General features: G+C 65.3%; 5 protein-coding genes. 2 read left to right on the top strand and 3 right to left on the bottom strand.

All coding sequences use genetic code 11. The annotated features are described in order from the left end of the window. Nucleotides 1–41: 41 nt before the first annotated feature. Complete coding sequence (locus PFZ56_RS20595) at nt 42–3,278, top strand: ATP-binding protein (protein WP_170003035.1); 3,237 nt, start codon at nt 42–44, stop codon at nt 3,276–3,278. Here PFZ56_RS20595 and PFZ56_RS20600 read toward each other — a convergent pair. The 3 genes from PFZ56_RS20600 to PFZ56_RS20610 form a co-directional block, all read right to left on the bottom strand. Further along, complete coding sequence (locus PFZ56_RS20600) at nt 3,275–4,192, bottom strand: LysR family transcriptional regulator (RefSeq protein ID WP_170003027.1); 918 nt, start codon at nt 4,190–4,192, stop codon at nt 3,275–3,277. The two genes, PFZ56_RS20595 and PFZ56_RS20600, sit on opposite strands and share 4 nt — an antisense overlap. Nucleotides 4,193–4,212: 20 nt before the next feature. Continuing rightward, complete coding sequence (locus PFZ56_RS20605) at nt 4,213–5,193, bottom strand: two-component system response regulator (RefSeq protein WP_170003029.1); 981 nt, start codon at nt 5,191–5,193, stop codon at nt 4,213–4,215. 123 nt (nt 5,194–5,316) lie between these two features. Next, a complete protein-coding gene (locus tag PFZ56_RS20610; protein WP_220039252.1) occupies nt 5,317–5,634 on the bottom strand; it encodes a hypothetical protein in 318 nt (105 codons plus the stop codon). Nucleotides 5,635–6,374: 740 nt separating this feature from the next. On the opposite strand from PFZ56_RS20610, the gene PFZ56_RS20615 reads away from it, so the two are divergent. After that, nucleotides 6,375–26,435: an amino acid adenylation domain-containing protein gene (locus PFZ56_RS20615; protein ID WP_394304425.1), complete on the top strand. Its 20,061-nt coding sequence runs from the start codon at nt 6,375–6,377 to the stop codon at nt 26,433–26,435. The last annotated feature ends 25 nt before the right edge of the window (nt 26,436–26,460 follow it).

Below are 26,460 nucleotides of genomic sequence, written 5' to 3' on the forward strand. Positions count from 1 at the left end.
TGGTTTTTTCAAGGTAAAGGGGCGAGCGGTTGTACGGGTTATTGGACTTCTTCGACAGTCACAAACGCTGCTGTTATGCCTTGGGTGTGGTGATCGCGGTCGGCGCCGCAGTGGCGTTGGGCAACTACTACCGGGTGCAGGTCGAAGACGTCTACCGGGCCAGCGTCCAGATGCAGACCCAGGAGCAGGCCCAGGACCTGGAGCAATGGAAATCCAACGGCTTTGCCATTGGCGCACTGTCGATCCTCGGGCGCCACAACCCCTGGCTCAAGCGCATCGTCCTGGAGCCTGCGCCCTCTGCCGAGCTGATGGAACGGGCCACCCAGCCGCTCAAGACCCTGTCCCTGGTGGTGGATGCCAACCATGCGTTTGTCCTCAACCGGGACGGGGTGGTGGTGGCCGCCTACGACCAGCAGGGACAGACGCCCCTGGGGCTGAATGTGGCCTTTCGTCCCTACTTCAAAGTGGCCCTCAATGGCGGCAGCAGTGTCTACGGCGCCATCAGCACCAGCACCGGCACGCGCATGTTCTACATGGCGGTGCCGATCTTCGAGTCGCGTACGCGCCAGGACAAGGTGATCGGGGTGCTGGTGGCGCGGTTTGACGCCGATACGCTCGATGCCAGCTTGAGCAAGCCGTACAGCGCCGATCTGCAGATGATCCTGTCACCCAGTGGCGTGGTGCTGGCCGCCAGTTCCCCGGACTTGGTCCTCAAGTCCGACCGCGCCTGGCCCTGGAACCGCTTCACCGGGGAGATCCGCCGCCAGTTCGGCGACTATCGGTTTGCCAACGGGGTGCCCGAGCGCTTGCCCTTCGATGCCCACCAGCCGGTGGTCCGGCTGGACGGCCGGCGCTACAGCCTGTCCCGGGTGGATTTCGACTGGAATGACCCGAGCGGTCCCTGGACCCTGATCACCCTGGGCGACCTGGATGCACTGTTACCGGCGGAACAGGTGCTGCTGATCGAGGGAGTGAGTGCCCTGGTGTTCTTGCTGTTGCTGTGGGGTGGCCTGCGGCGTCTGGCCGACGCCCGACGACACAAACGTGACGTGGCGCAGATCGAGCAGAGCGAACAGCGCCTGGACATGGCCCTGCAAAGCGGGGCCCTGGGGCTGTGGGACTGGAACCTGCGCCTGGGGACCGTCATCAACAACGATGTCTGGCTGCAGATTCTTGGCTACAGCAAACAGCAGATGGAACAGGCCTTCGGCCATGGCCTGGAGCGCTGGACCGCTCTGGTGCACCCGGATGACTACGCGCCGGTGATGGCCCGGCTCAAGGCGCACCTGAACGATGAAGTCGGCGAATACCGCGCCGAATACCGCATGCGCAATAAAGAGGGGCAATGGCTGTGGGTCATGGACATCGGCAAGATCATGCAGCGCGACGCCAGTGGCGCGCCGACGCGAGTCACCGGGGTGCTGCAGGACATCAGCGAGCGCAAGGCGGTGGAAGCGCAAATCCAGCAATCACGGCGCGATGCCGAGCGAGCGACCCAGGCCAAATCGGAATTTCTCGACTGCATGTCCCATGAAATCCGCACGCCGCTGAACGCGATCATCGGCATGGCCCATCTGGTCCAGGACTTGCCGTTGGAGCCGGTGCAGCGCGACTACATCGAAAAGATCGACCGCGCGGCCAAGCACCTGATGGGCACCATCAACGGCGTGCTGGATCTGTCGAAGATCGAGGCCGGCAAGCTGAGCATGGAGCAAACCGGCTTTGACCTGCGGGAGCTGGTGGACGATGTGTTGCTGCTGGTTCGCCAGCGCGCAGAGGAAAAGGCGCTGCGGCTGCAGCTGGATATTCCGGCGTCACTGCCGCGCCGTTACGTCGGTGATCCACTGCGTCTGGCCCAGGTGCTGACCAACCTGGTGGACAACGCGATCAAGTTCACCGAGGCCGGCCATGTCTGTATCGGTGTGTGCCTGGTGCGCCAGTGGGATCATCAGGCCCTGCTGTGCTTCAGCGTCACCGACACCGGGGTAGGCATCAGCGACGAGCAGCAGGCCCGCTTGTTCAATGCCTTTGTCCAGGCCGACCGGACCATCAGTCGGCGTTACGGCGGCAGCGGCCTGGGGCTGACCATCTCGAAGAAAATCGTGCAACTGATGCAGGGCGATATCTGGGTCAATAGCCGGCTGGGGCAGGGCGCGACGTTCAAGTTCAGCGTGCAGCTGGGGCTGGCGCCGCCAGCGCTTGAGCAAGGGCACGCTTCAAGCGGCACTGCGCCTGCCGGGCCATCGATGGGCGACGTCGCGGCCCCGGGTCTGGTCAATGCCCCGGCACGTTGGCTGGCGGGGAAACGGGTGCTGGTGGTCGAGGATAACCGTCTCAACCAGGAAGTGCTGCAGGGCCTGCTGCAGCGCGTCGGGGTCCAGGTGGTGCTGGCGGTCAATGGGGCCGAGGCCTTGCGCCTGTTGCTGGAACAGGGGCATTTCGATGCCGTGCTGATGGATTGCCAGATGCCGGTCATGGACGGCTTCGACACCACGCGCAAGATTCGTGGCTACCCCCATTTGCAGTCCCTGCCGATCATTGCCGTGACCGCCAGTAATCAGACCGATGTGCAGGGCAGGGCGCTGGCGGCCGGCATGAGCGATCTGCTGAGCAAGCCCCTGGAGGTCGCGGCGTTCTATCGGACCCTGGTGCGCTGGATCGCAGCCACGGACATACCGCTCGCGCAGAGCGCAGCGCTGCCGGATGCAAGCGTCTTGACCTCGACCTACGAAGGGATCGACACCGCGCTGGGGCTGGCGGTGGTCAACCAGGACCTGGCCCTGCACCGCAAACTCTTGGTCGACTTTCGTGACGGCCAGCAGCAGGTCATCGAGCGCTTGTGGCACGCCCATGCCGCCGGGGACTTGGCCGCCATCGGCTTTCTGGCCCACAGCCTGCAGGGCAATGCCGGGAGCATCGGCGCCATGGCGGTCAAGGAGGCCGCTAGACAACTTGAGGAACAGGCGGCCGGGCCAGCAGTACTGGGGCCGCTGATCGAGCATCTGGCGCAGTGCCTGGAGCCGGTACTGGCCGGCCTGGCCTCCCTGCCAGTGGCGAACGAAGATCTGGCAGCGCCGAGCCAGGGACTGGACGCTGAGCAGGTGCTGGCGCTGGAGCGGCTGGCCCAGCTGCTGCGCAAGCATAATGCCCAGGCCCTGGCGCTGATTGATGAGCTGTACGAGCAATACCCGTGCGGCCCGCTGCGGGCCATTCAAGAGCGGATCTACCGCTTGGAGTTCCAGCAGGCCCTTGACCTGCTAATGGACTTGCAGGGCTAGCGGCTGTTCTGGCTCAGGGCCTGATAGCGGGCCATGCGGTCAGTGCAGTGCTCGACCAGGCATTGATGCAAGGCGCGCAACGACGAAGTGATCTGCGAGCGGTGCGACACCACCAGATTCAGCGGCGCAGGGTCCGATTGCCAGCCCGGCAGCAGCGCCAGCAAGCGACCGGCGAGCAGGTCCTCGACGACATTCAGCAGCGGCAGGTTGACCACGCCGTGGCCGGCCACGGCCCAGCGCCGTGCGGCATCGCCATCATCACAGCAAAAGTGCCCTTGCACCGGCACGTCCTCGACCTTGCCGGCGCCATGGAAACGCCAGCGACTCTCCGGGCGGCCGATGCTGTGACAGATGATGCATTCGTGTTCGCTCAACTGTTGCGGCGACTCAGGCTGGCCATGTTCCGCCAGGTAATCGGGCGCGGCGCAGGCGATGAAGTAATGCTGCTTGAGCACCGGCAGCTCGACCAGATCCAGCGCCTGGTTCTTGCCATAGCGCAACGCCGCATCGAAGCGGCCCTTGAGCAGGTCCTCTTGCTTGTCGCTCAGCGCCAGCTTGATGTACATGGTCGGCCGTTCCTGCTTGAGCCGGGCGAGCATGTCCAGCAGCAAGTTGCGGCCCAGGTCGGAAGACACCGTGAGTTCCAGCATGCCGTCATCGTGGCGCAACGAGCGCTTGCCGTTGGCCAGGATCTTCAACGCGTGCTGGGCACTGTCCAGGTAGCGTGCGCCTTCGGGGGTGAGCTTCATGGTGCGGGTGGAACGGGTGAACAGCCGCACCCCGAGGCGACTTTCCAGGCGCTTGAGCCCCAGGCTGGCGGCAGCCGGGGTGATCGACATGACGCGGGCAGCGGGGGACAGGCCCTGCAGCTCGGCGATCAGAATGAACAGCTCCAGATCCGCGAAGTTAGGCATTGGCCAGGCTCACCCTCCGTTCACCGGCCAAAAAAGGTCTGTGACGAACTGAGCAAGGCCGCCGACAGCGCCTGCGGGTCGCCGTCGATGCATTGCTCGAACCCGGGCTGGCGGTACAGCTGGCCCATGGCATGCGCATGCCGACTGTGGAGGTCCTCGGGCGCGCTCTGCAGCAGGCTCAGGTGGTAGTTCAGCGCCAGGGCAAACAGACGGGCCGAGAGTGGCAACTGCTCGCCGCTGGGCAGCTCCCCAGGGCCCTTGAGCAAGGCGTCGGCGTGGGTCATTTTCCAGGCGAGGTTGAGGATCGGATCTTCCGGCTCGGCGTGGGCGAGAATCTCTTCGATCAGCAGCCTGCTGTGGCCCAGGGCCTGATCGATGCGGCTGCCCGGCTGATTGAGGCCCATCAGCGCCAGGCAGGCGGCGCTGCGAAAGGCCGCGGGGTCGCGCCGGCTCAGGCTGCTGCGCAGCACAATCGACAGGCTGTCGAGCAGGGCTTGGAGACGGATCAGCGGATTGCCGGCCAGTTGCAGGGTCAATGCACTGACAAAACCGTCGCGCATGTCGCTGCCGGCGCAAGGTCCGGGGGCCGCTGGCAGGCCATGCAGGGGCTTGTTGCGGTAGCCCAGTTGCGTGGCCACCCGGGCCAGTACCACCGGCGGCGAAATCGGCTTGGCGATGTAATCGGCGGCGCCCAGCAGCAGCCCCAGGCGTTCATCTTCGACGCTGCTGCGCGAGGTGAGGAAAATCACCGGAATGCTTGCAGTCGCCGGGTCGCTCTTGAGCGCGCTGAGCACCTGGAAGCCGTCCATCTCAGGCATCAGGATGTCGAGAATGATCAGGTCGGGACTGGCACTGCGCGCCAGGGCCAGGCCGCGCTCGCTGTTCTTCGCCAGCAGCACCTCATATTCGCAGGTCAAGGTTTTCGACAGCACGATCAACGACTGCGGATCGTCGTCGATCGCCAGGAGGGTATAGGGCTTGGAAGCATGCTCTGCGGGCATGACGAGGGGCCTGAACAAAATAGGCCGGCAGTCTAACTTATTTGCGTTATGGGCTCCTAGCGTCCAGCTGCCGCAGTCAGCGCACCGATGGTTTGACGGCCGTGCCCGATGCTGGGTCCGGCCTCACTCCAACCTGTCACACAGGTGCTCGGCCTTGATGATGGTTTCGCCCAGGGAACGAAAGTAGGCGCGCCAGAATTCCACGGCTTCCTGTGCGGTTTCCCGGTCATTCACGCATTCAATTTCGAAGATGTCCGTGCCTTGCAGCGCCGTGCCCTCGCGCCAGACCCGCAATGCCGGATCGGGCGTTTGCTGGATGCGCTGCAGCAAGCTGTTTTCGTGATCCTTGATGTCGTCCAGGACATAGTCGACGAACAGGCAGTAATCAGTGGGGGGGCAAACGCCAAAGACATGGAAACGATCCGTGTTGGGGGTACTCATGAAGGTCATCCTTTTCATGATGGCATTGTGCCGAAAGCCGACAGGCACGTAGATCGTCAGCCTAATACCGATCTGGAAAATTGCCATTGGCAATTTTTCTGCCTGCCACAAACAGGCCCTTTCGATCCGCTGAAACCGCTGGAGCAGAGCCGCGCCGGGGGCTTGCGTGACGCTGGTCGGGTGTCGCCCGAATGGCCATCCGTCCATCCTGTGTAAAGTTTGGGTCTGTGAATTTGACAGCTCATTTTTGCCTACTACGCTCGTACCGTTGTCTTGCAGCAAGCGACACCAAGCGGCAAGCGCCAGCGAGAAAATACGACCCAAGTAGTGTGAGTAAACAACGAAGCAAGGCATGCACCGTTGTCTCTGGCAATCTTCAGGCACTCACTGGTAAAGGGAATTACTGTGTTCAGGAACACGGATGTGTTGGTCTTGCTCCTCATCGAATCCACGTTGAACAGCCCCAATCCTTGCCGCTGCGGCGAGGCTGTGGGCGGCTTTGCGCATTTCCTCTCCCGGGCAGGTGCCTGTGAGTGGGACGCCCCGGTTCCTTCAAGGACGGTCGGCTTGCGCGTCTACGCGCCATTGAATCCTTAAAGCGGCACCGCCAATCCGAACACTCCTGGGTATCGATCTAACGTCGCCTGGCAAAGCGCCTACTCAAGCGTGCCGCGCTGACGCAATGACACGGATGAACAGTCGCCGATGATCTCGGCCCAACCTGACAGGGAAGTCGCGCAGTGCCAGACAACAACGCCACCAATGACGGTCCACAGAGCACTCCGCGCGCAGCGCAAGCCGCTGATCGGGCTGCCGAAGCCGCGCTCATTGCCGGCTGGAACCAGACCCACTACGCGTATCCGCTGGACCAGTGCCTGCAGCAGTTGATCGAGCAACAGGTGCAGCGCAGCCCCGATGCCGTGGCGGTGTGTTTCGACGATCAGACCTTGAGTTTCTGCCAGTTGAATCGCCGGGCCAATCGCCTGGCCCACTACCTGCGCGAGCTCGGTATCGGCCCCGACAGCCTGGTCGGGGTGCAGATGGAGCGCTCGCTGGAGCTGATGGTCGCGCTGCTGGCCATCCTCAAGGCTGGTGGCGCCTACCTGCCGCTGGACCCGGGTTATCCCGAAGAACGATTGGCCCTGATCATTGACGATGCCGCAGTCAGCGTGGTGCTGACGCAGCAGCGCTTTGAACATCGGCTCAAGGCCCAGGCCGTTGAAGTGATCTGCCTGGACGACCCGGCAAGCGAAGAGCTGCACCCAAGCGAGGACAATCCTGCGTCGATCAACAGCCCCGGCGATCTGGCCTATGTGATCTACACCTCCGGTTCCACCGGGCGCCCCAAAGGCTGCATGTTGCCGCACAAGGCCATCTGCAACCGGCTGCTGTGGATGCAGCGCCATTATCAGGTCGGGCCGGCCGAGCGGATCTTGCAGAAGACCCCCTTTACCTTCGATGTCTCGGTCTGGGAGCTGTTTCTGCCGTTGCTCAGCGGTGCCTGCCTGGTCATGGCCAGGCCGGAAGGGCACAAGGACGCCCATTATCTGGTGCAGATCATCCAGGCACAGCAGATCACCATCTGCCATTTCGTGCCGTCCATGCTGCGCTTCTTTCTCAAGCACCCGGCCGTCGCCGAGTGCCGCTCCTTGAGCCAGGTGTTCGTCAGCGGCGAGGCCCTGACCCACGATCTGCTGCTGCAATTCTGTTCGCGACTGGATGCCCGGTTACACAACCTGTATGGCCCGACCGAGGCTGCGGTGGACGTCACTTGGTGGCCCGCCGAACCAAGGCCCGACCAGCGCGTGCCCATCGGCCGGCCCATCGACAATATTCAGATTCATATCCTTGATGCCGAGTCCCATCCCGTGCCGATTGGCCAGACCGGCGAGCTGTGCATTGGCGGTGTCGGCCTGGCCCGGGGGTATCTCAATCGCCCCGAGCTGACGGCGGAAAAGTTCATCCGCGACCCGTTCTGCGCGCAGCCCGATGCGCGGCTGTACCGCACCGGCGATGAGGCGCGCTTTCTCGACGATGGCCAGATCGAAGTGCTGGGGCGTTTCGACTCCCAGGTCAAGCTGCGGGGATTTCGCATCGAATTGGGCGAGATCGAGAACACCCTCAAAAGCCATCCAGGGATCAGTGATGCCGTGGTGCTGGTCCAGGACCCCGGCAGCGAAGACCCCAAACTGGTGGCCTATGTCGTGGCCCAGGGGCTGGACAAAAAGACGATCCGCGACTTCGTAAAGGCCCGCCTGCCGGAGTACATGACGCCCAATCGGGTGCAGTTCGTCGAGCAGATCCCGGTCACGGCCCACGGCAAGACCGACCGCCAGGCGTTGCTCGCCGCTGATGGCATCGCGCCCGCCGGCGTCCGTGCACCGGCGCTGGAGCCCCAGGCACTCAGTGCCTGGTTGCAGCAGTATTTCATCGAGGCGCTGGGGATCGAGGCGCTGGGGGTCGACGATGATCTTTTTGATCAGGGCGCAACCTCTTTCACCCTGGTCCAGGCCGTCCACAGCATTCACCAGCAGTATCAGGTCACGCTGCCGGTGGAGGTGTTTCTTCAGCAGCCGACCCTCGCCGCCGTCATCGCTTATATCCTCGATCAAAAAACTGTCACCGCCGACCAGAACGGCGTGGCGCAGGCCTTGCCGGCGCCGCGAGCCAGCATTCAGGAGTCAATCTGCCTGCAAGCCGTGCACTTTGATCCAGGCGCCTATCGGCGAACCACCGACGTGGCAGCCCCCAGCCTTCAACGGCTGGGGGGACTGCTGTCGTTGCTGCGTGAAGTGACCCTGGAGGGCAAGGGCAAGTACCTTTATTCATCGGCCGGGGGCCTCAACGCCATCCAGTGCTACCTGTATGTGGCCCAGGGGCAGGTCGAGGGCTTGCCCGCAGGCGCCTGGTACTACCAGCCACGGCTCAATCGCCTGTTGCCCGTCAGTATGCCGGCCGAACTCGATGCGCACGCCTTGGCTGCGTCGCCGCTGGCGGCAGCCGGTCTGGCACTGTTTCTGGTGGCGGAAATGGCCGCCATCGAGCCCATCTACAACCACGCCGCCCCGGCGCTGCTGGTACTCGAAGCAGGCTATATCGAGCAACTGTTGCTGTCGCGCCAGGCCGACTTCGGCATCGCGCTGGCCCCAGCCTATGGCGTGGACGTGGCGACGCTTGGGCCACTGTTGCAACTGCAGCCCAGCCACCGTGTGCTGCATTGCCTGATGCCGGCCCAGGCCTCGGTGCTGAGCAGCGGGCAGTCCGGCGCCTTGTTCGCCGAGTTTCTGGCCGGTAACAACAACGGTTTCGACTTGCCGGGCAAGGACGCGCTGGAGCAGCTGCACCGCCAACAACGGCAGATTCGCCGCGACCTGGCGGAGCAGGGGGATGGGGTCATCGAACTGCCGGCGGCGCCGATCAGCGTCGATGCACTGCAACTGCGTGCCGCCAAGCGTCAGTACGGTGGCGAAGCACTGAGCGTGACGCAGTTGAGCCGGCTGCTGAGCCTGTTGCGGGCCGAGCCGGACAGCGGCTGCCTGTATCATGCCGAGCCCGCGCTGCCACTGAAGATCTACCTGCATCTGGCCGGCCCGACGGATCAATCCCCGGGCCAGGGGCAATGTCCGCCCCCGGGCATCTACCGCTACCACAGTGACCGTCATTGCCTGAGCCGCATCGGCGAGGCGGAGCCGCAGGCGTTCAACGGCAGCTACACGCCGTTCAATCGCAAACATGCACAACAGGCCCGCTTGCGGATATTCATCATTGGCGCCCGCTCTGCGGCCTACGGCGCTGACAGCCGCTATTTCAACCTGCTCCAGGCAGGAAGAATCGGCCAGTTGCTGTTGGACCATCAGACGGAGTTCGGCATCGGGCTGTGCCCCATCGGCTCGATGTACTTCGACAAGGTTCGCGGCGCCTTCGACCTGGAGGAGGGCGATGAGCTGTTGCACAGCTTCGTTGGCGGCACCGTCAGCCAACGGCTGCCGCTGGGCTGGCCACGGCTCGAACGCCAGGCTGATGAACATTCAGGCGCCGCGCCCGAGGGTGAAGGCGCACTGGCGATCATCGGCATCAGCGGTCGCTATCCTGGCGCCGCCAATCCCCAGGAACTGTGGCAAAACCTCAGCGCCGGACGTTCGTCGATCCACAGTGTCAGCGGCCAAGCGCTGCTGGCTGGCGACCCGACCACGGCGGATGCGCCGCAGTGGGCGGTGGGCACACTGGCCGACAAGCAGCTGTTCGATCCGTTGCTGTTCAACATCACCCCCGCCGAGGCGAAAACCCTGGACCCCCAGGAGCGGCTGTTCCTGCAAACGGTCTGGCATTGCCTGGAAAACAGCGGCTATACCGCAGCCGGTCTGCGCCGCACGGCGCAGCGGGTTGGCGTGTTCGTCGGGGCGATGTGGGGCGATTACCAGCACCACCGGCCAGGGGAGCAGGGAGAGCGAGCCACCTCGTTCCATTCGGCCATTGCCAACCGCGTCTCGTACTTCAATGACTTCAATGGCCCCAGCGTGGTGTTCGACACCTCGTGCTCGTCTGCGATGACCGCCCTGCATTTCGCCTGCGCGAGCATTCGTCGCGGCGAATGCCAGGCGGCGATTGTCGGCGGCGTCAACCTGATCAGCCATCCGTCGCACCTTGAGCTGCTGACATCGCTGCAACTGTTGTCCGCAGAGGGCCAGTCGCACCCGTTCGGCCGCAATGCCAATGGCTGGGTGGCGGGTGAGGGTGTTGGTGCCCTGCTGATCAGGCCACTGGAGGCTGCCCGCCGCGAAGGCGACCAGATCCTCGGCGTCATCCGCGCCACGGCCATCAGTCACAGCGGCAAGACCTTTCGCTACGGCACACCCAGCGCCGAGAGTCAGGCCGCGTCGATGCGCCAGGCCCTGGAGCAGGCGGGACTGCCCGCCGAGGCCATCGGCTACGTGGAGGCCGCGGCGCCCGGCGCCAGCCTGGCGGACGGCGCCGAGTTCGCGGCGCTCGGCAAGGTCTTCGGCGAGCGCCCTGGCCAGGAGCCGCTGAAAGTCGGATCGATCAAGGCCAATATCGGCCACCTTGAATCGGCGTCGGCCCTGTCGCAGATCACCAAGGTCCTGCTGCAATTGCAACACGGCCAGATCGCACCGACCCTCGGCTGTCATCCGCTGAGCCCGTTGATCGGACAGGGGCCGGGCAATCTGGCTATCGCCGACACCTTGAGCCCATGGCAAGGGCCGCGGCGGGCCTTGATCAATGCCTTCGGCGCCAGCGGTTCCGGCGGCCATCTGATCCTCGAAGCAGCGCCCCCCGTGGCCGCGCCGGGCAAGGCCGTCGGGCCCTGGCTGTTTCCCTTCTCCGCCGCCACTCAGGCTCAGCTTGAGCAACTGCTGGCGGCGTTTGCCGATGATCTTCAGGCTGGGCGCCTGAGCGCCGCAAGCCTCGGCGACATCAGCTACAGCCTGTGTGTTGGACGGGTAGCGCAGGCCCAGCGTGTGGCGCTGGTGGCCGACAGCGAGGCCCAGTTGCTGGCGCTGCTCAACGCCGCCCAGGGCGACTCGGTGCTACGAGGCCGCCTCGACAGAGCCGCGCCAGCGCCGACCAGCGAGGTGGACCTGCGTGGCCTCGATCGCCAGGCCCTGAACGCCATCGGCCGCCGTTGGCTGGCGGGTGAGACCGAGCTGCTGGCGATTGCCCGGCACGATTGCCGGCGCGTGGCGTTGGCGGAGTACCCCTTTGCCGCCATCGACTGCCATATCGGCCACAGTCCCAGGGGCGATATGGTCGCGCCGCCTGTGCCCGATGAGGGGCTGCAAACGGCCCTGGAGGGCTACCTCAAGCAACACTTCTCGAAGGTATCGGCCATTCCCGAGGCCAGCATCGACAGCCTGGAAACCTTTGATCGCTACGGTTTGACCTCGCTGATGATCACCGAGCTCAACCAACGGCTGGCGCAAGGGTTCGGCGAGTTGTCCAGCACCCTGTTCTTTGAACACCAGAGCATCCGTGCACTGGCGATCTGGTTTGCTGCCGAGCATCCGTTGCGCAGCCGCCAATTGCTGGGCCTGCAAGCGCCCGTTGCAAGCGCTGCCGCCCCCCGGCAGACCGCATCCGGCCCCGACATCGAGCGTCGCCAGGCGTGCGATGAGCCCATCGCCATCATCGGTCTGGCCGGACGCTTTCCGGGTGCCCCGGACATCGAGCGTTTCTGGGACAACCTGAAGAACGGGGTCGACAGCATCAGCGAGATCCCCGCCGAGCGTTGGGCGCACCTGCAGTACTACAGCCGCGACCGCAGCCTCAAGGGCAAGATCAACAGTAAATGGGGCGGCTTTATCGACGACGTCGACCGCTTTGACCCGCTGTTTTTCAACATTTCACCGCGGGATGCCGAGCGCATGGACCCCCAGGAACGGATCTTCCTGGAAACCGCCTGGCACACCCTGGAAGACGCGGGCTACGACCGGGCCGCACTGCAGCGTCATTACCAGGGGAAAATGGGCGTGTTTGTCGGGGTGATGCACGGCGAATACTTGCTCTATACCCGCTCGGCCGCTGCCGATTGCACCGATGATGCGGTGGACGCTTCCTTTGGTTCGATTGCCAATCGGGTGTCCTACGTCTTCGACTGCAGCGGCCCGAGCATGGCCATTGACACCATCTGCTCGTCGTCGCTGACGGCCCTGCACCTGGCGGTGCAAAGCCTGAAACGTGGCGAGTGCCGGGTGGCGCTGGCCGGTGGCGTCAACCTGTCGTTGCACCCGAACAAATACTTTATCCAGTCGCAGCTGACCATGTCCTCCAGCGATGGCCGCTGCCGCAGTTTCGGTGAAGGTGGCGACGGCTTTGTGCCTGGCGAAGGCGCCGGCGCGGTGTTGCTCAAGCCACTGTCCCAGGCACAGGCCGATGGCGACAATATTTACGGCGTGATCCGCGCGACGTCGGTCAACCATAACGGCAAGACCCATGGCTACACCGTGCCCAGCCCGAATGCCCAAGGCGCCATGATCGCCGAGTCCCTGGAAAAGGCCGGGATGAATCCCCGGGAACTGAGTTACATCGAGGCTCACGGCACCGGCACCGCGTTGGGCGATCCGATTGAAATCAGCGGCCTGCAACAGGGCTTTGCCCGGCGCAGCGCAGCCCTGGGCAGCGAACCGGCGCCGGCGCAGCAGTGCGCACTGGGCTCGGCCAAGTCGAATATCGGCCACCTGGAATCAGCCGCCGGGATCGCCGGGGTGGCCAAGGTCTTGCTGCAGCTCAAGCATCGACAACTGGCACCGTCGCTGCATTCAAGCCGGCTCAACCCGGGCATTGCCTTTGACCAGTCGCCGTTCCACATCCCGCAGCAACTGCAGGAATGGCGCCGACCACGGCTCAACCTCGACGGCCGGGAGCGCGAGTACCCCTTGGCCGCTTCGGTGTCGTCGTTTGGCTCCGGCGGCTCCAACGGTCACGTGATCATTGCCCAGTACCTGGCGCCCGAACGGGATGAACCGGTTGCCGGACAGCCCGCGATCATCGTGCTGTCGGCCAGGACCCCGAGCCAGTTGCAGCAGCAGGTCGAACGCTTGCAGCAGTTCCTGCAACGGCGCGAGCAGCAAGGCCAACTGCCGCGTCTGGCGGACCTGGCCTTTACCTTGCAGCAGGGCCGGGAAGCCCTGGAGTATCGCCTGGGGTTCAGCGCCGTCTCCTTCAGCGCGTTGCAGGAGCGTCTGGCACAGGGCCTGGCGCAGTTGCTCAAGGCCCCCGAACACTTCGGCTGCTTTGACGGCCTGCATCTAGGCCGGGTGCAAGAGAACAAGGCGGCCATGGCCGTACTGGCCCACGATGAAGACATGGCGGCGACGCTGGCGGCCTGGGCCGACAAGGGCAAACACCAGAAGCTGCTGGAGCTGTGGGTCAAGGGGCTGAACTTCGACTGGGCGCTGCTGGGGATGCCCAAGGGCAGCGTCCGGCGGATCAGCCTGCCGGGTTACCCCTTCGCCCGCGAGCGGATCTGGGTGTCCGGCGATGTCCAGTTTCCGCTTCAGGTCGAGTCGCTGGGCGAGGCCCGTCTGCACCCGTTGCTGCACCGCAACGTGTCGGACCTTGCGCAACAGAAGTTCACCGCGGTGTTCAGCGGCGCTGAGTTCTTCCTGCGCGATCATCGCGTGGGCAGGCAGAAAGTGCTGCCCGGCGTGGCCTATCTGGAGATGGCGCGAGAGGCCCTCAGTCGCTCCCTCGGCGACCGCGCCAGCAGCGCGACCCTGAGCCTGTGCCATCTGGTATGGTCGCAACCGTTGACGCTCAGCGAGCAGGGCACCGAGTCCGCTACGCTCGAGATCCACATCAATAGCCTGGCCCCCCAGCGACTGACATTCGAGATTCGCCAGCAGCCACAGCGCACCCTGTGCTGTCAGGGCGAGGCACTGTTGCATGACAACGCCGTCCAGGCGCCGGCCTCGCTGGCGTCGCTGCAAGGCGCAATCCACGGCCATCGTCTCGACGCCGAGGGCCTGTACCGCCTGTTCGACAGCATCGATATCCATTACGGCCCCAGCCACCGGGCGGTCCGCGAGCTGCGCATCGACGGCGGCCAGGTGCTGGCGCAGATCCAGCTGCCGCCGTCACTGAGTGCCGGCCACGGGCAGTTCGTCCTGCACCCCAGCCTGATGGATGCGGCGTTGCAGTCCACCCTGGGGCTGCTGGTCGTGGATCAGCTGGACCAGGGGCTTGCACCGCAACTCGAACACACCGCAGTGCCCTTTGCCCTGGAGCAGTTGCAGCACAGCGGCGCGGCACTGGGCGAACAGATATGGGCCTGGGTGCGACCCGGCGCGCAACGCCGGGAAGCGGGGCAGTCGAGCTTTGATATCGATATCTACAATCACCAGGGCGAGCACTGCGTTGCCCTGCAGGGCTTTGTCCTGCGCGAGCTGAAAGCACCGTCGCCACTGCAACTGATGCTCGACGACCAACCGCGGACGGACGCCTACCTGCTGCAGCGATGGCGCCGGGTCACTGTGCAACCGGTGCCGTCCAGCGGCGCCCGGCTGCTGTTGATCGCCAACGATCCCCAAGGCTTGCAACAGTTGACTGCCCGCTATCCGCAGGCCGCGACACTGTTGCTCGACGGCAGCGAAACCAGCGACAGAGTCGCAACATTGCTGGGCGAGGCCGGCCCCCTGGAGCATCTGCTGTGGCTGGCGCCAGGCGCGGGGGCAGCAGATACCAGCGCCGACGGCATGATCCGCGCGCAGCAACGCGGCGTGCTCGGCTGCTTCCGCTTGATCAAGGCATTGCTGGCCCTGGGCCTGGACCAGCAGCCGTTGGCCTGGACCGTCATCACCCGGGCCACCCTGACCGTGTTCGCCGAGGCCAGCCCGCTGCATCAGGCCGCCAGTGAGCCGGTGGCGCCGGCTCACGCCAGCGTCCACGGGCTGATCGGGGTGATGGCCAAGGAATACAGCCATTGGCCGGTGTGCCTGCTGGACCTGCCGGCGGGGGACAGCTGGCCGGGCCAGGACCTGCTGTCACTGCCCGCCGATCCACGTGGCGAGGCCTTGGCCTGGCGTCAGGGCGTCTGGTATCGCGCCTATCTGGCGCCGTGCCTGGTGCCGGCCGACAGCGCCGCCGAGGTGGGCAGTCTGTATCGCGACGCCGGTGTGTACCTGGTGGTCGGAGGGGCCGGCGGTATTGGCCGGCTGTGGAGCGAACACCTGATCCGTACCCGAGGCGCCCGGATCATCTGGTTGGGGCGCCGCGAGCAAGACAGCCGGATTGACGCGGCCATCAGCGAACTGGCCCGACTGGGCCCGGCACCGCGCTACATCCGCGCCGATGCCGGCAACCACGCTGCGCTGCAGCAGGCGGTGAGCCAGGTGTTGGCCGAGCATGGGCAGATTCACGGGGTGATCCACGCAGCGATCCAGCTTGAGGACCAGAGCCTGGCCCGCATGGACGGGCAAAAGTTCGCTGCGGGGCTGGCCGCCAAAGTCGATGTCTGCGCCCGTCTGGCCGAGGTGTTCGAGCACCAGCCGCTGGACTTCATGCTGTTTTTCTCCTCGTTGCAGAGCTTCACCCGGTCGGCGGGGCAGAGCAATTACGCCGCCGGCTGCACCTTCAAGAACGCCTTCGCTCACTACCTGGCGCAACAACGCGGCTACCCGGTGAAGGTCATCAACTGGGGGTACTGGGGCGAGGTCGGCTCGGTGGCCAGCGACGACTATCGGCGGCGGATGGCCGCGGTCGGGCTGGGTTCCATCGACGGCGAATCGGCGATGCAGGCCCTGGACGTACTGCTCGGGGCCCGTGATGACGGCGCGCCGTTGAGCCAATTGACCTTCCTGCGCACCTCGCAGCGCTTGAGCGACACCTTCAGCCAACTGGGGCTGGCCCAACATCCTGGCGGCACCTTCGGCGTGTACGGCGAAGTTCGCCCGCCGGCTTACCCGGCGCTGATCGAGCGGCTGCAGCGCAATCTGCAGCCGAGCAATCAGCAGGTGCGGCATGCCACCGGGCAGCTACAGGCGCAACGGGCAGTGATCGACGAATTGCAGCGTGGCCTGCTCTACGCCCAGTTGCAGCACCTGGGCTGCTTTAGCCAGGACGGCGAATCCGTAGCTCAAATGCGCCAGCGTATCGGGCTGTTGCCGATGTACCAGCGTTGGTTCGACCAGAGCCTGGAGGAGCTGTCCGAGCACGGCTACGTGGAGCTTGCAGGCGATAGCTGGCGTGCCAGCCACCCGCAGCCGTTGATGCTTGAGCAGCTGTGGCACGAATGGGATCGGCAACAGCCGGGGTGGCTCCAATACCCCGGTCTCAAGGCCGAGACCCTGCTCGCAGCAGCGACCCTGCGCGAGTTGCCGCAGATCCTCGATGGCCGGATTGCCGCCACCGACATCTTGTTCCCCGACGCTTCGATGTCCCGGGTCGAGGGCATCTACAAACACAATCCGGTGTCCGACTTCTTCAACGAAGTGCTGCTCGATGCCCTGCTGGAGTTTGTCCGCGCTCGTCTGGAGCAGTCGCCGCAGACGCCGATCCGCATCCTGGAGATCGGTGCCGGCACCGGCGGCACCAGCGCGCGAGCCTTTGAAAAACTGCGGCCGTTCCAGGCGCAGATCGCCGAGTACTGCTACACCGACGTCTCCCAGGCATTCCTGATCCACGCGCAGCAAGCCTACGGCCCGCAGACGCCGTACCTGCGCTATCAGCTGTTCGATGTTCATCAGCCCCTGGCGGCTCAGGGCATCCAGCCTGACGCCTATGATCTGGTAATTGCCACCAACGTCCTGCACGCCACGCCGGACCTGCGCCGGGCCCTGCAAAACGCCAAGGCCGCGCTCAAGCACAACGGCCTGCTGCTGATCAACGAGATTGCCCGCAATGGCCTGTTTACCCACCTGACCTTCGGCCTGCTCAAGGGCTGGTGGTTGTTCGACGATCCGCAGTTGCGCTTGCCCGGTGGCCCGGCATTGGCCCCAGCGCAATGGAAGCAGGTGCTGGAAAGCGAAGGCTATCGACAGGTGTATTTCCCGGCGCTGGCCGAGCATGACCTGGGGCAGCAGATCGTCATCGCCCAGAGCAATGGCCTGGTCTGGCAGGAGCCTATCGACACCGCCCAAGCGCCCGCCATCGCGCCTATCAAGCGGCACCAGCCGGCGTCCCAGGCATTGCGTGCGCCACAACCTGGGGTCATCGCCGCGCCGCTGGGCGAGGTCAGCAGCACCCGGCTCAAAGCCGAGACGGTGCGCTACCTCAAACAGGTCATTGGTGGTCTGTTCAAGATCGAACCCGAGCAGATCGACGCCCGTGAAGCCTTGGAAACCTATGGCATCGATTCCATTCTGGTGGTGCAACTGACCAACCTGCTGCGGGACAAACTGACGGGGATCAGCAGCACGCTGTTCTTCGAATACCAGACGGTCGACGCGCTGGCGGAGCATTTTGTCGCCACCCAGCAGGATCGGCTCAAAACCCTGCTGGGCCTGGGGCAGGTGCCGTCAAACCCATCGCCATCGCCATCGCCATCGCCATCGCCATCGCCCACAGCAACAGCAACAGCAAGCGTCGAACCAGCGGCCCCGTCTCGCTTCAGTGTCATGTTGCCCGACAACACCCCGGCCGCTGGCCGCGATTCAGACGTCGCCATCGTCGGTCTGGCGGGGCGCTACGCCCAATCCGATAACGTTCGCGAGCTGTGGCAACACCTGAAAGCCGCCGAAAGCTGTATTGCTCAGGTGCCGGCGGACCGCTGGGACTGGCGGCAGTACTTTGATCGGACACCGGGCACCGAGGGCCGCGTCTACAGCCCGTGGGGCGGATTCATTGGCCAGATCGACCAGTTCGATCCACTGTTCTTTCACCTGTCGCCCCGGGAAGCGCTGAAAATGGACCCCCAGGAGCGGCTGTTCCTGGAAGAGGCCTATCACTGCATCAGTGATGCCGGTTATACCCCCGCACGCCTGGCCGAGCGGCAACGAGTCGGGGTGTTTGTCGGCGTGATGAACGGCACCTACAGCCGCCAGTCCAGCTACTGGTCGGTGGCCAACCGGGTGTCGTATCAGTTCAACTTCCAGGGGCCGAGCCTCGCAGTCGACACCGCCTGTTCGTCGTCGCTCACCGCGCTGCATCTGGCCGTGGAAAGCCTGCACAGCGGTGTCAGCGACTGCGTGCTGGTGGGCGGGGTCAGCCTGCTGGTGGACCCGGTGCACTACATCGGCCTGAGCGAAATGAAAATGCTCTCTTCGGGCCAGCACTGCAAAGCGTTCGGGGCCGATGCCGACGGCTTTGTCGCCGGAGAAGGGGTGGGCGCCATGCTGCTCAAGCCGCTGGCACAGGCCGAGGCCGATGGCGACCGGATCTACGGCGTGATCAAGGGCAGCATGATCAATGCCGGCGGCAAGACCAACGGTTACACCGTGCCCAACCCCCTGGCCCAGAGCCGCTTGGTGGTCGACTCCCTGGCCCGGGCCGGGGTCGACCCCAGAGCCGTGAGCTATGTCGAGGCCCACGGCACCGGCACCGCGCTGGGTGACCCGATCGAGATCGCCGGTCTGGCCCGGGCATTCAATGCCGACGCCGCCACGCCGCGCAAGCAGTACTGCGCCATCGGCTCGATCAAATCCAATATCGGCCATTGCGAAAGCGCAGCCGGTATTGCCGGTATCACCAAGGTGCTGCTGCAACTGCAGCACCGCCAGTTGGTGCCGTCGCTGCACGCCGCTACCGCCAACCCGCACATCGATTTTGCCAACAGCCCGTTCGTGGTACAGCAATCGCTGGCCCCATGGTCGCGCCCGCAGGTGCTGATCGACGGGGTGCAGCAGACGTTCAAGCGCATTGCCACGGTGTCGTCCTTCGGCGCGGGTGGCGCCAATGCCCACGTGGTGATCGAAGAGTACGAAGACCTGCGGGTACGGCCACAGATCACCGTCAACCACGAGCAACCGGCGCTCATCCTGCTGTCCGCCAAGACCGGCGAGCAGTTGCTGCAGCAAGCCCGACTGTTGCGCGAGGAACTGGAGCAGGGCGTGCTGGTTGACGCTGACCTGCCGGCGCTGGCCTTTACCCTGCAAGTCGCGCGTGAGGCGATGGAACATCGCCATGGCTGGCAGGTTGCTTGCCTGGCCCAGTTGCACAAGTGCCTGGGAGACTTCATCGACCACGGTGCGACCCAGGCCCGTAGCCGGCTCAAACCCGATCCCCAGGCACCGAGCCTCGACATGGCCGGTGCGCTCCAGCGCGGTGAACAACAAGGCCTGCTCGACGCCTGGCTCGAGGGCGCGACCCTGGATTGGCGCCTGATGTATCCCCAGGGCACGCCGGCGCCCCTCAGCCTGCCGGGTTATCCCTTTGCTCGCGAGCGCTACTGGCAACCGACGCAAGGGGCGGCCACGACGATTGCTACAGGGGTGGAACGCCTGCACCCACTGCTGCATCGCAACGTCTCGGACCTGCGCGGCTTGCGCTACCTGAGCCGCTTCAGCGGTGATGAAAGTGTGCTGGCCGAGCATCGGGTCAATGGCCAGGCGGTGCTTGCGGGGGCCGCGATGATTGTCATGATCCAGGCGGCGTTGACCGATGCCCTGGGCGGCGCGGTGCCGGCGGGCAAGGGGCTGGTGATCGGCGATCTGAGCTGGCGGCAGCCGTTCAGCGTTGATGCGGCCAACAATGGCGAGCTGTTCCTTGAACTGTCGATGCCGGCCGCGGGCGACTATCGGATCGGGATCTACGCCTATGACCAGGCCGCGCAATTGCAACTGCATTGCCAGGCCCGAGCCAGCACCGCAGAGGTCCAGGCGGCCCGGCTCGACTTCAGCAGCCTTGGCGCGCAAGTGGTGGACGTCGAGGCCTGCTATCAGCGCTTTGCCGCCATGGGCATCGAGTATGGCGTGGGGCATCGTCGGCTGCTGTCGCTGGTGCGCCAGGGGGATCAGGCGCTGGCGCGCATCGCCCTGCAAGACCCGGCGTTGAACAGCGGTTTCGCGCTGCATCCGGCCTTGCTGGATGCCGCCATGCAAGGGGTCATGGCCTTGCTCCTGGATGAACTGGAGGAGCGCCCGGCACTGCTGTTGCCCGCCGGCCTGGGGCAATGTGTGCTGTTGGCCGATTGCCCGGCCAGCCTGCAGGTGCAGATACGCCGTGCCCCGAGCACAGCGCACGACTATTGTTTCGATCTGGCCTTGTTCGACGACCAGGGACAGTGCTGCGCGATCCTCAATCAACTGTCGTTCCAGCCCCTGACGGACACCAGCCTCGCCGCCAGCCCGGGCGCCAACATCGGACTGCTCTGCCACAAGCACTGGCACGATGCGCGGCCGGCGCCAACAGCTGCCGCGCCAGGGCTTGCGCAACAGGTACTGACCCTGGGGCGTCATCAGGCTTTTGCCAATCTGGCGCCGCACCTGGCGGAGCGGGGCATCGGCCATGTCGCCTGGCCGGAGCTTGACTATCCACAGGCCGCGCTGGCCCTTGCCGAGCAGCTCAAGCCCTGGCTGCACAGCGCTCAGCCTTGCCTGATTCAACTGCTGGTCGCAGCCGACGATGCCCATGGCTATCGCGGCCTTGGCGGCCTGTTGTACAGCGTCAGCCGTGAGCAGCCGGCCTTGATCTGCCAACTGATAGAAGTGGCACCGCAGCTCGCCGCCCAGCCGCTGTTGACGGCCCTGGTTGCCGAGGCCGCCGACCCCGCTGAACGCCAACTGCGCTATCTGCAAGACGCCGGCACACTGCGCCGCCAGCAACTGAGCTGGGATCACCAGCCCCTGGACACGGCGCCCGCACCCTGGCGGCCCGAGGGCGTGTACCTGATCACCGGTGGCTTGGGCGGTGTCGGCACGGTCCTGGCACGAGAGATCAGGGCGGCAGCGCCCCGGGCACGTGTGGTGCTCTGTGGCCGCACGCCGGCCACCGCGCCCTCGGTGCTGGCCAAACTGGAGCAACTGGGAGCCGGCGTTGACTACCGCGCCGTGGATCTGGCCAGTGCCGACCAGGTTGAACAGCTGATCGCTGAGCTGGTGCGCGATGACCGTGGGCTGCACGGGATCATCCATTGCGCAGGCGTGACCCGCGACGCCTTGCTGGCAGACAAGTCCATTGAGGACTTTGCCGCGGTGTTCGCCGCCAAGGTCGACGGCGTGCGCCACCTGGATCGCTACAGCGCCGGGCTGGCCCTGGATTTCTTCGTGTTGTACTCCTCGATCGCCAGCGTTCTGGGCAACCCCGGGCAGACCGACTACGCCGCGGCCAACGGCTATCTGGACGCATTCGCCAGCCTGCGCGAGCAGCAGGTCGCGGCGGGTACGCGACACGGCCGCAGCCTGGCGATCAACTGGCCGTTATGGCTGGAGGGCGGCCTGCACATGAGCGACACGGCGCGACGCCTGTTGGCACAACGCAGCGGCATTGAAGCGATGGCCAGCGCCACCGGGGTCCAGGCCCTCTATCAGGCCCTGCACAGCGATGAAGCGCAGTTGATGGTGCTGGCCGGCGACCGCGAAAAACTGCTCGCCTTGCTCAACCCGGAACCGGCCCCAACCCCCGAAGCCGTCGCTCTGGAGGGCGATGACCTGCTGGCCTGGTTGCGCCAGCTACTGGCCAAGACCTTGAAGATCGACCCAGCGCGGCTGGACAGCGAGGTGCCGTTCGAACACTACGGCATCGATTCGCTGATGATCATGGAGATGACGGCGGTCTTGGAAAAACGCTTCGGCGCCTTGTCCAAAACCCTGTTTTTCCAATACCCCAGCCTGCAAGGCCTGGCCGAGCATCTGGCCACGCGGCCGGTTCGCAAACCGCCCCAGAACGCCTTGATCACCTCGTTGCGCGACCTGTTTGCCAGTGCCTTGGACCTGGCGCCGCAGCAGATCGACGAGCAGCAGTGCTTCGAAGACTATGGTCTCGACTCGTTGCAGATTGTCGAACTCACGCGCCGCCTGCAGCAGCGCTTTGGCGCGCTGCCGCCGGGGTTGCTGTTCGAGCATTCCAGCCTGCAGGCCCTGGCGCGTTACCTGACTGCCAGGGCGGCCAAGGCACCTGCCGAAGCGGGCAACCCCAGCCAGGAGATTCAACGCCGGCTGTTCGACGGGCCGCCGCAATCGCTGCAGCCGGCCGCCCAGCCACGGGACGATATCGCCATCATCGGCATCGCCGGGCGCTACCCGGAGGCTGCCAATCTTGAAGCCTTCTGGCAGAACCTCAGCCAGGGCAAGAACAGCATTGGCGAAATTCCGCCCGAGCGCTGGGACTGGCGCGACTATTACAGCCATGACCGCAGCCTGAGCGGGGTGCACAACAGCAAGTGGGGCGGCTTTATCGACGGCATCGATCAGTTCGATCCGCTGTTCTTCAATATTTCCCCCCTCGAAGCCGAGCTGATCGACCCCCAGGAACGGCTGTTTCTGCAAACCGCCTGGTCTGCCATGGAAGACGCCGGTTACAGCCGAAAGCTCGGCGCCGAGCAGGCTGACCCGGCGCTGCAGGTCGGTGTCTATGCCGGGGTGATGTACAACGAGTATCAACTGCTGGGTGCCGAAGCCAGCCTGCGCGGCCAGCGCATGGGCTTTGCCGGTTCCAGCGCGAGCATCGCCAATCGGGTGTCGTTCTGCCTCAACCTGCAGGGCCCGAGCCTGGCGGTGGATTCCATGTGCTCCAGTTCGCTGACAGCCCTGCACCTGGCCTGTCAGGACCTGCACAGCGGGCGCACGGCCATGGCCATTGCCGGCGGGGTCAACCTGACCCTGCACCCCAACAAATACCTGATGCTCAGCAGTGGTCAGTTCATCTCCAACCAGGGCCAGTGCGCCAGCTTCGGTGAAGGCGGCGACGGCTATGTGCCGGGGGAAGGGGTTGGCGCGGTGGTGCTCAAGCGCCTGGCCGATGCCGAACGCGACGGCGATCAGGTCTATGGCCTGATCAAGGGCAGCTACCTCAACCACGGCGGCAAGAACACCGGTTACAGCGTGCCCGATCCGCGTGCGCAGCAGGCCGCCATCAGCGGTGCGCTCAAGGACGCCAAGGTCGATCCGGCCGCCATCAGCTACATCGAGGCCCACGGCACCGGCACCCGGCTGGGCGACCCGATCGAAATCGCCGGCCTGGCCAGCGCCCTGGGCCCGCGCACGCCGGCTCAGACCTGCTGGATCGGCTCGGTGAAGTCCAACATCGGCCACTGCGAGGCGGCCGCCGGAATTGCCGGGCTGACCAAGGTGCTGTTGCAGCTCAAGCACGAAAAAATCGTACCTTCGCTGCACTCACAGACCCTCAATCCCTTTATCGACTTTGCCGCCACGCCGTTCGAGGTCAACCAGCAGTTGCGGGACTGGCCGCAGCCTTGGCACCAGGGCCAGCCGCTGCCGCGCATCGCCGGGTTGTCGTCCTTTGGCGCCGGCGGCTCCAACGCCCACCTGATCGTTGCGCAATACCTGTCCAAGCGGCCGGTGCCGGCGCCTGACGGCCAGCCGCAAATGATTCTGCTGTCTGCCCGCGAGCCCGAACAGTTGCGCCAGATCGCCAGCCGCCTGCTGGCCAGACTGGAGCAGGCCCCGGTGGCTGCAAGCCTGGCGGCCGTGGCCTGGACGCTGCAGGTCGGACGCGAAGCCATGGAGCATCGCGCGGCGCTGATCACCAGTTCCCTCGCGAGCCTGCTTCAGGCCTTGCGCGCGTTGGCCAATGACGACTGCAGTGACTGGATCTGCGGTGACACCCACAGCGGCAGCGAAACCTTGCAGGCGTTCAAGCACCGTTACCGCAACTCGTGGCATGAACAGCTGGCCCAGCTGCTTGCCAAGGGCGAGCGGCAACAATTGCTGGCGTTGTGGAGCGCCGGGCTGCGTATCGACTGGAACGCGCTGCGCGCGGCCAGCGGCGAGCGGCCTCCGCGTATCAGCCTGCCGACCTATCCCTTCGCCACCAGTCGTTACTGGGCGCCCGTTGCCACCACGGGGTTGCCGGCGGCGACGACCTTGCATCCCTTGCTGCACCGCAACAGTTCGACCTTCGACCGTCAGCAATTCACCAGCCTCTTTCGCGGTGACGAGCCGTGGCTGCTTGACCACCAGGTGCAGGGGCGCAAAACCCTGCCCGGGGCTGCCTGCCTGGAAATCATCAGGGCCGCGGCGAGCCATTCGCGGGCGCCCGGCGAGGCCGGGGGCATGGTCATCGAACAGCTGCATTGGCTGGCCCCCTGGACGCTGGAGTCTGCGCCCCGGGGCCTGCGGGTCACGCTGCAAGCGGTCGACGATCAGTTGGCCGTGACCTTGCTCAGCGATGACGGCGAGCAACCGCTGGTGCATTGTCAGGCCCGAGTGACGGCCGAGGCAGCGCCTGTCGCCGAGCCCCTGGACCTGGGGTACTGGCGTAACCGCCCTTGGCAGCGGCGCCTTGATCGCGACGACGTCTATCGGCTGTTCGACGCCATGGGCCTGGCCTACGGCCCCAGCCATCGCGGTATCCAGCAGTTGCTGATCGCGGAGCAGGGCGCTCGTCGCCAAGTGCTGGCAGAGGTGCACCTTGAGGCGGTCGCAGAGGCCAGCGACTGCTGGCTGGAGCCCGGCATCACCGACAGCGTGCTGCAGGCCGCCGTCGGTATGCTGCTGCCACTGGACTCCGAGCCGGCCGAGCCCTTGCCACTGATGCTGCCCTTTGCCCTGCAGCGCCTGGAGATCATCGCCCCCTGTGCGCGGCGGATGTGGGCCTTGTTGCGCAGCGACTTGGGCGACCACCCGAGCCAGCGGATCGACATCGAGCTGAGTGACGACCAGGGTCGTCTCTGCGCACGCTGGGTCGGGTTCGCTGCCAGAGCGCTTGCCGTGGCTGCCCCCAAAGCGCCGACACCGGCCATTGAGCAACTGCTGACGCCGATCTGGTCGGTTGTCGATGAGCAGCTCGCCGGGGGCGACACCGGCAGCAACCCGCCACGGGATCGGCAGGGGGCGATGCTGATCTTCGGCGCGACCCCGTGTCGTCATCAGGCCCTGGCCGGGCTCTATCCCCAGGCGAGGCGGGTGGACGACTGCCCGGTCAACTACGACGCCCAACTGCAGGCCGGGCCCGAGCTGGCGGACGTGATGTGGCTGGCCCCCCCTGTTGATGGCAGCGAGGACCTGATTGCCGCCCAGGACCCTGGGGTTCTGGCGCTGTTCCGGCTGATCAAGGCGCTGCTGCGCCAGGGCTACGGCCGACGGCCGCTGCGCTTGACCCTAGTCACCGCTCAGGCCATCAGCCTGCGTCCTGGGGAGCCCAGCCATGTGGCGCATGCGGCGGTGCATGGTCTGGCCGGCTCGCTGGCCAAGGAATACCCGCACTGGCAGGTGCACCTTGCCGACCTGGAAGACGGGCAACTGCCGCGGTTGGCCAGCGCGCCGTTCGCGGCAGTGCGGTGTGGTGAAGTGCTGGCGCTGCGCCAGGGGCAATGGTGGTTCCGCCAATTGGCGCGGGTGCAGGCCGATGCTGCGCCGCCTCGTTTGCCGGTCTATCGGGACGGTGGCGTTTACCTGGTCATCGGCGGCGCTGGCGGGATTGGTGCCGTCTGGAGCCAGCAGATGATCAGCCGGCATCGTGCTCGGGTGGTGTGGATCGGTCGCCGTGAGCGGGATGCGCAGATCGAAGCGAAGCTGGACGAGTTGACCGCCGTCAGCTTGATGCATGAGGCCCCGGCCCCGGTTTACCTGCAGGTCGATGCCACGGACGCAACGCAACTGGCGACGGCGAAACAGCAGATTACCGAGCGTTTCGGTCCGATCAATGGCGTGGTGCACGCGGCCATCGTGCTCAAGGATCAAAGCCTGGCCAACATGGACGAGGCGACCTTCAGCCAGGTGCTCAACGCCAAGGTCGCCACCAGCGTGACCCTGGCCCAGGTCTTCGCCGACAGCGCCGCGACGCTGGATTTCGTGCTGTTTTTCGCCTCGATGATGTCCTTTACCAGCGCCGCCGGGCAAAGCAACTACGCCGCGGGCTGCACCTTCGCCGACGCCTTTGCCGACCAGCTCAGGGCCCAATGGGCGTGCCCGGTCAAGGTGATCAATTGGGGCTACTGGGGCGGCGTCGGTTCCGTCAGCGACCCGCGCTACCGCGAGCGCATGACTGCCCTGGGCCTGGGTTCCATCGAGCCTGAGGAGGGCCTGCGCGCACTCGACCAGCTATTGGCGGGGGGGCTCGATCAACTGGCGCTGCTCAAGCTGTTGCACAACCCCCAGGTCGACGGATTCGACAGCCTTGCCGGACTGCTTGGCAACGAACAGATCGTGTTGTGCGCCGACAACCCCGGGGCCATGGCGGCCATGCAGGACAGGTTGCAACACAGGCTGGCGGCGTTGGCCGCGATCACCTAGGGCCGCGGCCCCTCGTTCATTCACT

Origin of the sequence: Pseudomonas danubii, assembly GCF_042980055.1 — a bacterium.
GTDB classification, from domain to species: Bacteria; Pseudomonadota; Gammaproteobacteria; order Pseudomonadales; family Pseudomonadaceae; genus Aquipseudomonas; species Aquipseudomonas danubii.

Excerpts from the sequence above, each read along its gene's own strand:
- PFZ56_RS20600 (WP_170003027.1), bottom strand. The coding sequence starts at position 4,192 with ATGCCTAACTTCGCGGATCTGGAGCTGTTCATTCTGATCGCCGAGCTG.
- PFZ56_RS20605 (WP_170003029.1), bottom strand. The coding sequence starts at position 5,193 with ATGCCCGCAGAGCATGCTTCCAAGCCCTATACCCTCCTGGCGATCGAC.
- PFZ56_RS20610 (WP_220039252.1), bottom strand. The coding sequence starts at position 5,634 with ATGAGTACCCCCAACACGGATCGTTTCCATGTCTTTGGCGTTTGCCCC.